This is a genomic window from Caballeronia sp. INDeC2 (assembly GCF_023631325.1).
Taxonomy (GTDB): domain Bacteria; phylum Pseudomonadota; class Gammaproteobacteria; order Burkholderiales; family Burkholderiaceae; genus Caballeronia.
On the sequence record NZ_JALQDG010000046.1, the window covers coordinates 51,576 to 63,758 of the forward strand.

General features: G+C 63.1%; 13 protein-coding genes. 12 read left to right on the forward strand and 1 reads right to left on the reverse strand.

Features of this window, described 5'->3' with window-relative positions:
* Nucleotides 1–171 precede the first annotated feature (171 nt).
* Entirely contained in the window at nucleotides 172–1,002 is an 831-nt protein-coding gene (locus NCS28_RS29995; RefSeq protein ID WP_250517571.1) for an IclR family transcriptional regulator, read from the forward strand.
* Between the two features lie 120 nt (nucleotides 1,003–1,122).
* Here the strand turns inward: NCS28_RS29995 and NCS28_RS30000 are convergent, their stop codons facing one another.
* A complete protein-coding gene (locus NCS28_RS30000) occupies nucleotides 1,123–2,196 on the reverse strand; it encodes a porin (RefSeq protein ID WP_250517426.1) in 1,074 nt (357 codons plus the stop codon).
* A gap of 469 nt (nucleotides 2,197–2,665) precedes the next feature.
* Between NCS28_RS30000 and NCS28_RS30005 the strand changes: the two genes are divergently transcribed.
* From NCS28_RS30005 to NCS28_RS30055, 11 genes are read left to right on the forward strand one after another with little or no spacing between them, the layout of a single operon-like run.
* Nucleotides 2,666–2,983 carry a non-heme iron oxygenase ferredoxin subunit gene (locus NCS28_RS30005; protein WP_250517427.1) on the forward strand — a complete coding sequence of 106 codons (318 nt, stop codon included), beginning with the start codon at nucleotides 2,666–2,668 and terminating at the stop codon, nucleotides 2,981–2,983.
* Between the two features lies 1 nt (nucleotide 2,984).
* Entirely contained in the window at nucleotides 2,985–3,293 is a 309-nt protein-coding gene (locus NCS28_RS30010; protein WP_250517428.1) for a recombinase-like helix-turn-helix domain-containing protein, read from the forward strand.
* A gap of 16 nt (nucleotides 3,294–3,309) precedes the next feature.
* Nucleotides 3,310–4,371 carry an aromatic ring-hydroxylating dioxygenase subunit alpha gene (locus tag NCS28_RS30015; RefSeq protein ID WP_250517429.1) on the forward strand — a complete coding sequence of 354 codons (1,062 nt, stop codon included), beginning with the start codon at nucleotides 3,310–3,312 and terminating at the stop codon, nucleotides 4,369–4,371.
* Nucleotides 4,364–5,107 (forward strand): SDR family oxidoreductase, encoded by a 744-nt coding sequence (locus tag NCS28_RS30020; protein WP_250517430.1) that lies wholly within the window; start codon nucleotides 4,364–4,366, stop codon nucleotides 5,105–5,107. The genes NCS28_RS30015 and NCS28_RS30020 overlap by 8 nt, the downstream gene beginning before the upstream one ends.
* Before the next feature lie 29 nt (nucleotides 5,108–5,136).
* Complete coding sequence (locus NCS28_RS30025; protein ID WP_250517431.1) at nucleotides 5,137–5,664, forward strand: cupin domain-containing protein; 528 nt, start codon at nucleotides 5,137–5,139, stop codon at nucleotides 5,662–5,664.
* A 7-nt stretch (nucleotides 5,665–5,671) separates the two neighbouring features.
* On the forward strand, nucleotides 5,672–6,532 hold the full coding sequence (locus NCS28_RS30030) for an alpha/beta fold hydrolase (RefSeq protein WP_250517432.1): 861 nt from the start codon (nucleotides 5,672–5,674) through the stop codon (nucleotides 6,530–6,532).
* Nucleotides 6,529–7,389: an IclR family transcriptional regulator gene (locus tag NCS28_RS30035; RefSeq protein WP_250517433.1), complete on the forward strand. Its 861-nt coding sequence runs from the start codon at nucleotides 6,529–6,531 to the stop codon at nucleotides 7,387–7,389. The genes NCS28_RS30030 and NCS28_RS30035 overlap by 4 nt, the downstream gene beginning before the upstream one ends.
* A complete protein-coding gene (locus NCS28_RS30040; RefSeq protein ID WP_250517434.1) occupies nucleotides 7,386–8,195 on the forward strand; it encodes an SDR family oxidoreductase in 810 nt (269 codons plus the stop codon). The genes NCS28_RS30035 and NCS28_RS30040 overlap by 4 nt, the downstream gene beginning before the upstream one ends.
* Nucleotides 8,188–9,855, forward strand: a complete 1,668-nt coding sequence (locus tag NCS28_RS30045) for a thiamine pyrophosphate-binding protein (protein WP_250517435.1) — start codon at nucleotides 8,188–8,190, stop codon at nucleotides 9,853–9,855. Before NCS28_RS30040 ends, NCS28_RS30045 begins: the two co-directional genes overlap by 8 nt.
* Nucleotides 9,848–10,672: an aspartate dehydrogenase gene (locus NCS28_RS30050; protein ID WP_250517436.1), complete on the forward strand. Its 825-nt coding sequence runs from the start codon at nucleotides 9,848–9,850 to the stop codon at nucleotides 10,670–10,672. The genes NCS28_RS30045 and NCS28_RS30050 overlap by 8 nt, the downstream gene beginning before the upstream one ends.
* Before the next feature lie 15 nt (nucleotides 10,673–10,687).
* Nucleotides 10,688–12,178 carry an aldehyde dehydrogenase gene (locus NCS28_RS30055; protein ID WP_250517437.1) on the forward strand — a complete coding sequence of 497 codons (1,491 nt, stop codon included), beginning with the start codon at nucleotides 10,688–10,690 and terminating at the stop codon, nucleotides 12,176–12,178.
* Nucleotides 12,179–12,183: the final 5 nt, after the last annotated feature.

Here is a 12,183-nt window from a genome sequence, read left to right on the forward strand (position 1 = left end):
GATGTATGGTCATTCAGTAAATATAACATGTCATAACGAGTAGAAAAAGCCACGGACGCATGAGTGCGGATCGTCTCGCGCTATGATTTGCCCATTGCACGACCACAACGACAGCCGAACATGGCCCGACGAAGCAAACAGGAAGATATTCAGGCGGAGACCCCTGAAACCATGGACGATGACGCGTCATCGAGCGGCGGCTCCAGCTATCTCGTGCCGGGGCTCGAACGCGGCTTGCGGATCCTTGCCGAGTTCTCCGCGCGCGAGCCGGTGCTGGGCGCGCCCGAGTTGTCGCGGCGCATCGGCATTCCGCGCACGACGACGTTTCGTCTGCTGCAAACGCTCGAAGCGCTCGGCTTTCTCGAACGTGTGAACGGCGACCGCAATTTCAGGCTCGGCGTCGCCGTGCTGCGACTCGGCTTCGAGTATGTGAATTCGCTGGAACTGACCGATCTCGGCACGCCGGTTCTCGAGCGTCTGCGCGATGCAACGGGTCTTTCCACGCATTTGCTGATCCGCGATCAGCGCGATGTTGTGTTCGTCGCGAAGGCGCAAAGTCACGAGCCGCTGTTCAGCTCGGTGAAGGTGCATGTCGGCACGCGGCTGCCCGCTCACGCGACCGTGCATGGACATGTGCTGATGGGTGATCTTTCGCTTGCCGCGCTCAAGGCGCTTTATCCCGAAGCGCAATTGGAGAAGTACACGGAGCGCACGCCTGCGACTGTCGATGAGCTTTTTGAACGTGTGCAGGAATGCGTGGCGCTCGGCTACGGATTGAGTGAGGCATCGTTCGAGCGTGGGATTTCGGTCGTCACTGCGCCTGTGCGCGATCATTCCGGTTCGATCGTCGCGGCGGTGGCGGCGACCGTGCCGCGATCGGACATCGGCGCTCATGACGAGAAATCGCGACTCGTCGAGATGATATGCGCTGCCGCGATGGAGCTTTCTTTGCGGCTTAACTATCGGCCGTTGGCGGGGAATCCTACTGCCGGGCTTGCTTGAAGTTTTTCGCTTCGGCGGATCCCGTTTTCTTGTTGGTTTATTAGCACTGCCGCCCCGCACAGGGGCAGTGCTAATAGACCAACGCGAAAACGGGATTCGCGACAAGCAACGAAAAGCTATTCAAAACGAGTGATGAATCCCCGCGAGCACGATGACTTGATTCGCCGTACTCGACACACCCGCCGTAAAGAACGCCGCCTTCGCCCCACCCGTGGCGTGCTCATAAAGCGCATTTACATATAGCTGCGTCGACTTCGACAGCATATAGATATCGCCGATCTCAAACTGCGTCCAGCGCCCGCCTGCAAAAGTCGTCGTAGCTGCGCCGCCAGCAATCCAGTTCCAGGCAACCGGCTTGAAAGTCAGCCCCGCATCGTATGACTGGAACGTATCGGACTGACCGTTCGATTGCAGCTTCACGCGCGTATAAAGACCATGCACGACGAACTTGCCGATCTCATACGACGCGCCCGCGCCCATCACTTCCTGTTTGTCCGCCATGTACGTCGCGGCGGGCTGGCCCTGGAAAGTCGCAAGACCGGTCGTCGCGATCGCAGGGGTGCGGTTGTGCTCGTTCGAATACGTAGCCGCAGCCTTGAACGGACCGTTCGCATACGTGACGCCGAACCCGTAGTTGCGGCCCGTCGAGAAGTTCGGCGTGTTGCCGAGACCCATCATCGCGCCGGCGGAAAAGCCGTAGAAGTTCGCCGAGCGGAATTTCGCCGAGTTGTCGTAAGGCACGACGCCCGTGTCCGCAAGCTGGTCGATGTTGCCCGGATGGAACGCATACCAGCTCGCCGCGAGATACGCGGTGGAAAGCGGCCCGAGCATGTCGAAGCTGAACGGCGTCTGATGACCGAGCGTCAACGTGCCGACGTTTTCCTGTTCCAGCCCGAGATACGCCTGGCGATTCCACAGCGTGCCGGCCTTCGCGAAGTTGCCGCTGTTCGTATAGAAGCCGTTCTCCAGTTGCGCGACCGTCTTCAGGCCGCCGCCCAGATCCTCGACGATGCGAAAGCCCCAGCGATCGGGCTGCATGTTGCCCTGCTCCTCCATCCATTTCGAATGGCCGCCGACGTTGTTGATATATGCGACGCCGGCATCGAGGCTGCCGTATAGCGTGACTGTGCTTTGCGCCGCCGCGCCGGTCGCGACCCCGGCTCCGATGAGCCCCGCTGCGATGATGTGCTTCACCCTTCGCTCTCCTAACCGTGTGATTCAAGGGCGGGCCCTGCCCGCTGTCCCGTTCGGCTTGTAGCCGTTATTGCGCTTTACCCCGGTCCCGGATGGCACCGCTTCGCGCCGTCCGGAAGGCGTCTCATCGATCTCGACTTATGTTCCATATATGGATCAATGAACTGCCTATGGAAAGTATAGTGAGGTTTTCCGCGCCAAAACAATAAATTTGAAATGACGTCGGGTAGACCCTGAGGCACGCCGGATGCGCTTCGATCGGGACGAAAAGAGCTTACGAATCAATGTGAACGGGTGTTCTTACTTCTCGCCTGAAACACGGTCGAACTTTTTAAACGGAACAGATTCAGTGTTTTCACCTAGAGAATCACTTTTTTATTTTCCCGCGCTCGGACGACTCCTATAATGCCCATACACGAACTGCTGTTCCTTTAGTGGAACACAGTCGAACCAGAGGAAAGGGTGAAAGATGTCTGAACAATGGCGCTGCGCCGGACATGCCGACGATCTGTCGGAAGACGCACCGATCGAATTCAAGCTCGATGACGGCGCGGAAATCGGTATCTACAAAGTGGGCGACGAGCTATACGCGCTCGAGAACGTCTGCCCGCACGCATATGCACTGCTGACGCAGGGTTTCGTCGATGGCGACACCGTCGAATGCCCGCTGCACGAAGCGGTGTTTCACATCCCCACGGGCAAATGCCTGAAAGAGCCCGGCGGCCGCGACCTGAAGACGTATTCGGTGCGCCTCGCCGGCGAGGAAATCCAGATCAAGGTGGCGTGACATGGAAAAAGTCGTGAGCTTCAACCCGCATCTCAAGCCGTGGCTCGCGCCGCAGCCGAACAACGTCGCCGGCAAGGGCGTGATCGAGCAGCCGGGTCAGACCGAGAACTTCATCTGGCAAACGCGCAAAGCCGAGCCGACGCAATACGAAAACGACTTCGGCGATGCGCTCGAACGCGTCTTCGAAGCAGGCGCGCTGGAACTGGAGCAAGTGGTCGCGGGCTTGAACAAGGACGGCTTCCGCACGCCCGAAGGCACGACGTGGACCGCCGAGCGCCTCGCCACCGAGTTGCGCACGCTCGCCGATTAAAGAAGGAGCATTCCCCATGACGTCCCCTCAGCAAACAACCCTCGCCGCCGATCCCGTTCAGGCATATCTCGATCGCGGCTTGCGTAACTACTGGTATCCGGTCGCGCCTAGCTGGCAAGTGGCGAATGCGCCCATCGGACTCACGCGGCTCGGCGATCAGATCGTCCTCTGGCGCGACAACGAAGGCAAAGTGCACGCGCTAGAAGACCGCTGCCCGCATCGCGGCGCGCGCCTGTCGCTCGGATGGAATCTCGGCGGCAGCGTCGCGTGCTGGTATCACGGCATCGAGATCGATGGCAGCGGCACCGTGCAGAAGGTGCCCGCCGTATCGGCATGTCCGCTCGAAGGCCAGAAGTGCGTGAAGTCGTATCCGGTCGAAGAGCACGCGGGCGCGATCTTCCTCTGGTTCGGCGATGACGCCAACAAGGAACCCGCGCCGCTCGTGCTGCCGGAAGAACTCGTCGGCGATGAATACGCGAGCTTCCTGTGCATGTCGCACTGGAAGTGCAATTACCAGTACGCGATCGACAACGTGATGGACCCGATGCACGGCGCCTATCTGCACGCGACGTCTCACTCGATGGCCGAAGGCGACAAGCAGGCCGACATGCGCGTGCGCAAAACCGAAACCGGCCTCATGTTCGAGAAGGTGAATCAGCGCGACGTAAACTTCGACTGGGTCGAACTCGGCGAAACCGGCTGCCTGTGGATGCGTCTCGCGATTCCGTACAAGAAGAAGTTCGGCCCGGGCGGCAACTTCGGGATCATCGGCTTCGCTACGCCCGTCGACGAAGACAACTGCCAGGTCTATTTCTGGCGCACGCGCAAGGTCTCGGGATGGCAGCGCGATGCATGGCGTTTCCTGTATCGCAATCGTCTCGAAGGGCTGCATTGGGCCGTGCTGGAACAAGACCGCTACGTGCTCGAAAGCCTCGCGCCGAACGCGCGCGATCACGAATTTCTCTATCAGCACGATGTCGGCATGACGCGCGTGCGCCGCATGCTCAAGCAACGTGCGCAACAGCATCTCGCCGCGCTCGAAGCACTGCCGAAGAACACGGAGCACGCTCATGCGTGATGCGCTCGACGGCCGCCGGGTCATCGTGACGGGCGGCGCTCGCGGACTCGGCGCGGCGTTCGTCAAAGCGCTCGTCGAGAGCGGCGCGAGCGTCGCGTTCGGCGATGTGCTGCATGAGGAAGGCGAAGCGCTCGCGCGTGAACTGCCCGATGCGCACTTCTTCCCGCTCGATCTGAACGAGCCGCAGAGCGTCTCCGCATTCGTCGATGCAAGCGTGAAAGCGCTCGGCGGACTCGACGGCCTCGTCAACAACGCCGCGATCACCAACTCGGGCGGCAAGTCCGCCGATGAACTCACGCCGCAAACGTGGGACGCGGTGATGAACGTCAACGTGCGCGGCGCGTGGCTCATGAGCGTCGCGTGCCTGCCGCACCTCGAAGCGTCGGGACGCGGCGCGATCGTGAACATCGCATCGGACACGGCGTTATGGGGCGCGCCCAAGCTGCTCGCCTACGTCGCGAGCAAGGGTGCCGTGATCGCGATGACGCGTTCGCTCGCCCGCGAGTTCGGCGCGAGCAACGTGACCGTCAACGCCATCGCGCCCGGCCTCACCGAAGTGGAAGCCACCGCTTACGTGCCCGCCGAGCGCCACGAGTACTACCTCAAAGGCCGCGCACTGACGCGCGCGCAAACGCCCGACGACGTGAACGGCCCCGCGCTGTTCCTGCTCTCGGATGCGGCGCGCTTCGTGACCGGCCAGTTGCTGCCGGTCAACGGCGGCTTCGTGATGAATTGATTCGCTCTACATGGAACCTGGAGAAAGCAATGGCCGATGCAGACATCGAACGTAAATCGTGGGATCAGCCCGCCGACGCGAGCTTCGAGCAATGGATGGACTCGCGCGTCGCGCGCCTCGAAACGCGCCGCTACGACTGGGACGCGCTCAAGTTCCAGGCCGATTACGACCCGAAGTATCGCCGCGCGCAGATGCGTTATGTGGGCACGGGAGGCACGGGCGTCGCGAAGGACATGAACACGGTGCCCTCGGGCAGCTTCACGTTTTCGACGATGGTCATTCCCGCGGGCAACATCGGGCCGAGCCATATTCATATCGACGTCGAAGAGATCTTCTTCGTGCTGCGCGGAAAAATGAAGGTGATCTGCGAGAAGGACGGACAGACTTGGGAAGCCGTGCTCGGCGAGCGCGATCTCATTTCCGTGCCGCCCGGCGTGTATCGCACGGAGATCAACATCGGCGAGGAAGACGCGCTGATGTGCGTGATGCTCGGCGCATCGAAGCCCATCACGCCGACGTATCCGCCGGACTCGCCTCTGGCGAAGCTCAAGCGCTGAGGCTGCGATGAACATCGAGACGCTCGCACGCTTTCCGGACATGCACATCGATACCGCGCACGGCATCACGGGTTATCGCGAGGCAGGTGCAACGCATCTGCGCACCCTGCCCGTCGTGTTGCTGCACGGCATCGGCTCGGGCGCGGCGTCGTGGGTTCGGCAACTCGACGTGCTCGGCGCCGGGCGTCGCGTGCTTGCGTGGGATGCGCCGGGTTATGGCGTGTCCACTCGCGTGGCCAATGATTCGCCCGTTGCTGCGGACTATGCGAATGCGCTGCGCGCGTGGCTCGATGCGCTGAACATCACGCGATGCGTGCTCGTCGGCCATTCGCTCGGCGCGATCATCGCGGGTTCGTTCGCCGCAAGTGCGCCGGAGCGTGTCGCGGGCTTGCTGCTGATATCGCCCGCTGCGGGTTACGGCGCTGCATCGAAAGAACTGCGTGAATCTAAACGCGATGCACGCTTGAAGATGCTCGACGAATTCGGCCCGCAAGGACTCGCACGCGAGCGCAGCGCGAACATGGTCTCGCAATACGCCGATGAAACCGCGCGCGAATGGATCCGCTGGAACATGGCGCGCATCGTCCCCGAAGGCTACGCGCAAGCGACGCATCTGCTCGCGAACGCGGACCTCGCAGCGGATATGGCGCGCTTTCATGGACGCATCGCGGTGGCAGTGGGCGCGGAAGACACGATCACGCCGCCCGCCGCATGTGCGCCCATCGCGCAGGCCGCGCACGTCAGCCTGCAAGTCATGCCGCGTGCCGGACACGCGGGTTATGTCGAATCTCCCGCCGCCTATACGGCGCTGATCGACTCGTTTTGCCAGGGCATCGAATGTCACATGAAAGACGGAGTACCGCAATGACATCCATCGCCACGGAAGAAGCCGACAAGAGCGAACCGACGTACATCGTGCCGGGCCTCGAACGCGGGCTGAAGATCCTCACCGAGTTCTCGCCGCGCGAGCCCGTGCTCGGCGCGCCGGAACTGTCGCGGCGCCTCGGCATTCCGCGCACGACGGTTTTCCGGCTGCTTCAGACGCTCGAATCGCTCGGCTTTCTGGAACGCGCCGACAAGGACCGCAACTATCGCCTGGGCGTGGCCGTATTGCGCCTCGGCTTCGAATATCTGAGCTCGCTCGAACTGACCGATCTCGGCCTGCCGATCATCGAGGCACTGCGCGATGCAACCGGCCTCACGAGTCACATCCTGATTCGCGATGGCCGCGATGTCGTGTTCGTCGCGAAGGCGCAGAGTCACGCGCCGATCTTCAGCTCGGTGAAGGTGAACGTCGGCACGCGTCTGCCCGCGCATGCCACGACGCACGGTCACGTTCTGATGGGCGATCTCTCGCTCGACGAATTGCGCGCGCTGTATCCGGAACAGCATCTGGAGCGCTTCACGAAGTCGACGCCCGAAACCGTCGAAGAACTCTTCGAGCGCGTGAAGGAAGACGCCGAACGCGGCTATGCGACGAGTCAATCGTCGTTCGAGCGCGGCATTTCGGTCGTCACCGCGCCGGTTCGCAACGACACGGGGCGCATCGTCGCCGTCATCACGACGACGATCCCGCGTCCGGAAATCGATGCCGCCTTGCTCGGCAGCGGCCTCATCGACAAGGTTCGCGAAGCCGCCGATGCGCTCTCGATGCGTCTCAACTATCGTCCGGCCGCGCGCGCAAGTGCATCGAGCCGATACATGAAGTCTCTGGGGTTGCAATGATTCAGATCGATCTTTCAGGGCAGGTTGCCGTCGTGACCGGCGGTTCGTCGGGCATCGGCTACGCGACGGCGCGTGTGTTCTTGCAAGCGGGCGCATCGGTGGCCATTTGCGGACGCGACGGCGAACGCCTCGAATCCGCGCAAGCCGCACTCGCGAAAGAATTTCCGCAAGCGCAGTTGCTCGCTTCACGTTGCGATGTGCTCGATGAGAACCAGGTGAACGCCTTCGCGTCACGCATCAAGGAACGATTCGGCCGGGTCGACATGCTCGTGAACAATGCGGGACAAGGCCGCGTGTCCGCTTTCGCCGATACGACCGACGACGCCTGGCGCGACGAACTGGAGCTGAAGTACTTCAGCATCATCCGCCCGACGCGCGCCTTTCTGCCGATGCTCAAAGACGCGCCCTCGCCCGCGATCGTCTGCGTGAATTCGCTGCTCGCGTTGCAGCCGGAGCCGCACATGGTCGCGACGTCGTCGGCGAGAGCGGGCGTGCTGAGTCTCGTGAAATCGCTCGCGACGGAACTCGCGCCGCAACGCATCCGCGTGAATTCGATTCTGATCGGTATCGTCGAATCTGGGCAATGGAAACGTCGCTATCAGGACTATTTGCAGCAAGCACAAGAACCGCGTCAAAGCTGGCAGCAATGGACCGGCGAACTCGCGCGCAAGAAGAACATTCCGCTTCGCCGCTTCGGCCTGCCCGAAGAAGCGGCACAGGCGCTCTTTTATCTCGCAACAACGCTGTCGTCGTACACGACCGGCAGCCATATCGATGTTTCCGGAGGCTTTGCTCGTCATGTCTGAAAAAACCACGGTCGGCGAACTGATCGCCGCGTTCCTCGAACAATGCGGCGTGCGCACCGCGTTCGGCGTGATCTCGATTCACAACATGCCGATCCTCGATGCGATCGGCCGTCGCGGCAATATCCGCTATGTCGGCGCACGCGGCGAAGCGGGCGCGGTGAACATGGCCGATGGCCTCGCGCGTGTATCGGGCGAACTGGGCGTCGCGTTCACGTCGACGGGCACCGCCGCCGGCAACGCCGCCGGCGCAATGGTCGAAGCCCTGACCGCGGGCACGGCGCTCCTGCACATCACGGGGCAGATCGAAACCGAATATCTCGATCAGGATCTCGCGTATATCCACGAAGCGCCCGATCAACTGTCGATGCTGCAATCGATCTCGAAGGCCGCATTCCGCGTGCGCACGGTCGAAACCGCATTGCCGACGATCCGCGAAGCCGTGCGCGTCGCGCTGACCGCGCCGGCGGGCCCTGTGAGCGTCGAGATTCCGATCGACATCCAGGCGGCCGAAATCGAATGGCCCGCCGATCTGGCCGCGCCGCACGTCGGCACGCTCACGCACGACAGCCTGCGCGTGAAGCAACTCGCCGATGCGCTCACGAACGCGAAGCGCCCGCTGCTGTGGCTCGGCGGCGGCACGCGTCATGCACGCGGTGCGGTCGAACGGCTGGTCAAGCTCGGCTTCGGCGTGGTGACGAGCGTGCAGGGACGCGGCGTGCTGCCCGAAGATCATCCGGCGACGCTCGGCGCGTTCAACGTGCATCCGTCCGTCGAAGCGTTCTACAAGACGTGCGATGCGCTCGTCGTCGCCGGCTCGCGTCTGCGCGGCAACGAAACGCTGAAGTACAAGCTCGCGCTGCCGCAACCGCTCTATCGCATCGACGCCGATGCGCTCGCCGACAGCCGCGGTTATCGCAATGAACTGTTCGTACATGGCGATGCATCGCGCGTGCTCGACGAACTCGCGACGCTGCTCGAAGGCCGCATCCGCATCGACCCGGCGTTCGCGGGCGATCTCGCCGCCGCGCGCGAAACGGCGGTCGCGGAAGTATCGAAGGGACTGGGACCGTACAAGCGCCTCGTCGATTCGCTGCAACGCGCGGTCGGCCGCGATTACAACTGGGTGCGCGACGTCACGATCTCGAACAGCACGTGGGGCAATCGCCTGCTGAAGATCTTCAATCCGCGCGCGGGCGTGCATGCGCTCGGCGGCGGCATCGGCCAGGGCATGCAGATGGCGATCGGCGCGGCGCTCTCGGGCGCGGCGAAGAAGACCGTCGCGCTCGTCGGCGATGGCGGCCTGATGGTCAATGTCGGCGAACTCGCGACGGCTGTGCAGGAAAAAGCGAACGTGATGATCGTGCTGATGAACGATCAATGCTATGGCGTCATCCGCAACATTCAGGACGCGCAGTATGGCGGCCGCCGCATGTTCGTCGATCTGCATCAGCCGGATTTCGCGCAGTTCTGCGCGAGTCTCGGGCTCACGCATCGGCGCATCACGTCGCTCGATCAGGCCGATGACGTCGTGCGCGAAGGACTCGCCGTCGACGGTCCGGTGCTCGTCGAAGTGGACATGCTGTCGGTCGGCTCGTTCGCGACCGCTTTCGCCGGACCGCCTGTGAAGAAGGAAGAGCCGAAGGAGCCGGAATATGCGTGATCCTCGCCACGTGCCGCATGCGATCGATATCGCGATGATCGGCTTCGGCGCGATCGGCTCGGCGGTGTTCAACGCGGTCGAACATGATCCGCTCGTGCGCATCTCGCATGTCATCGTGCCGGAGCGCGACCGCGATCACGTGCGCTCGGTGCTCGGCGATCGCGTCGATGTCGTATCGCACGTCGATGCGCTCGCGAGCCGTCCCGAGTTCGCGCTCGAATGCGCGGGACACGCGGCGCTCGTCGATCATGTCGTGCCGCTCTTGAAGTCGGGCACGGATTGCGCGGTCGCATCGATCGGCGCGCTCTCCGAAGCGGGCCTCCTCGATGCGCTCTCCAATGCCGCCGATGAAGGCGCGGCCACGATCACGCTGTTGTCGGGCGCGATCGGCGGCGTCGATGCGCTCGCCGCGGCGAAGGAAGGCGGCCTCGACGACGTGCAATACACCGGCCGCAAGCCGCCGCTCGGCTGGCTCGGCACGCCCGCCGAAAGCGTATGCGATCTCAAGTCGCTGACCACGGAAATGGTCATCTTCGAAGGTACTGCGCGCGACGCCGCGCGGCTCTATCCGAAGAACGCGAACGTCGCGGCGACCATCGCGCTGGCCGGGCTCGGGCTGGACGGCACGCGCGTGCGGCTGATCGCCGATCCGAATGTCGAGCGCAACGTGCACCGCATCGTCGCGCGCGGCGCGTTCGGCGAGATGTCGCTCGAAATGTGCGGCAAGCCGCTGCCGTCGAATCCCAAGACATCCGCGCTCACCGCGTTCAGCGCGATCCGTGCGTTGCGCAATCGCGCCGCGCGCTGCGTCATCTGAAGGAGCTTTTGAACGATGAATCATCCCGACACTTCGCTCGTGAGCTCCGGCGATATCTTTCTCGGCGGCGAATGGCGCATAGGACGCGGCAATCAGTACGCGAGCATCTATCCCGCCGATCAGAGCGTCAACGCGGAAATCAGCACGGCGAATGCCGACGATGCGCGCGAAGCCGTCGAGATCGCGGATCGTGCTTACAGGAAGGCCGACTGGGCCGGATTGAAGCCGCATCAACGGGCAGCCGTTCTGCATCGCATCGCAGGTCTGATAGAAGCGCGTCATGAAGCGCTCGCGCACTTGCAGCGGCGCGACAACGGCAAGCCTATCAGCGAAACGCGCGCGCTCGTCACCAGCGCGGCGAACACGTTCCGCTATTTCGCGTCGTGCCTCGAAACGCTCGAAGAAGAACTCACGCCCTCGCGCGGCGACTTTCTGACGATGAGCGTGCACGAGCCGCTCGGCGTCGTCGCGGCGATCACGCCGTGGAATTCGCCGATCGCGTCCGACGCGCAAAAGCTCGCCCCCGCGCTCGCCGCAGGCAACGCCGTCGTGCTGAAGCCCGCCGAAGTGACGCCGCTCGCGTCGCTGGCGCTCGCGCGCATCTGCGAGGAAGCGGGCGTGCCGAAGGGCGTCGTCAGTGTGTTGCCGGGCAAAGGCTCCGTGATCGGCGATGCCCTCGTGCGTCATCCGCTCGTGAAGAAAGTCGCGTTCACGGGCGGCACGGAAGTCGGTCGCGGCATTGCGCGGCTCGCCGCGGAAAAGCTGATGCCGGTGTCGCTCGAACTCGGCGGCAAGTCGCCGACCATCGTCTACGCCGATGCCGATCTCGACCACGCGGTCAACGGCGTGCTGTACGGCATCTTCAGTTCGTCGGGCGAGTCGTGCATCGCGGGGTCGCGGCTTTTCGTCGAACGCAACGTGTACGGCGAATTCATGGCGCGGCTCGTCGATGGCGCGAGAAAGCTGCGCGTTGGCGACCCGACGCGCGAGAACACGCAGATGGGGCCGCTCATCACGGGACAGCATCGCGAAAGCATCGAGCGCTATGTCGCGCTCGGTCTCGAAGAAGGCGGCACGCTCTTGTGCGGCGGCGAGCGCCCCACGGGCGACGGCCGCGAGAAAGGCTTCTTCTATCTGCCGACGATCATCGAAGGGCTCACGAACGACGCGCGCATGTGTCAGGAAGAGATCTTCGGACCGGTGCTCGCCGCCCTGCCCTTCGACGACGAAGCCGCGCTGCTCGACGAGGCCAACGACAGCGTGTTCGGCCTCGCGGCAGGCATCTGGACGCGCGACTATAAACGCGCATGGAAGATGTCGCGTGCATTGAACACCGGCACGGTCTGGATCAACACGTACAAGCAGTTTTCGATTTCTACGCCGTTCGGCGGCTGGAAGGACAGCGGCATGGGACGCGAGAAAGGCCGTCTGGGCCTGCGCGAATACATGCAGCAAAAGAGTCTCTACTGGGGCTTGAACGATGCCCCGTTGCCGTGGGCGAACTGAAGGAG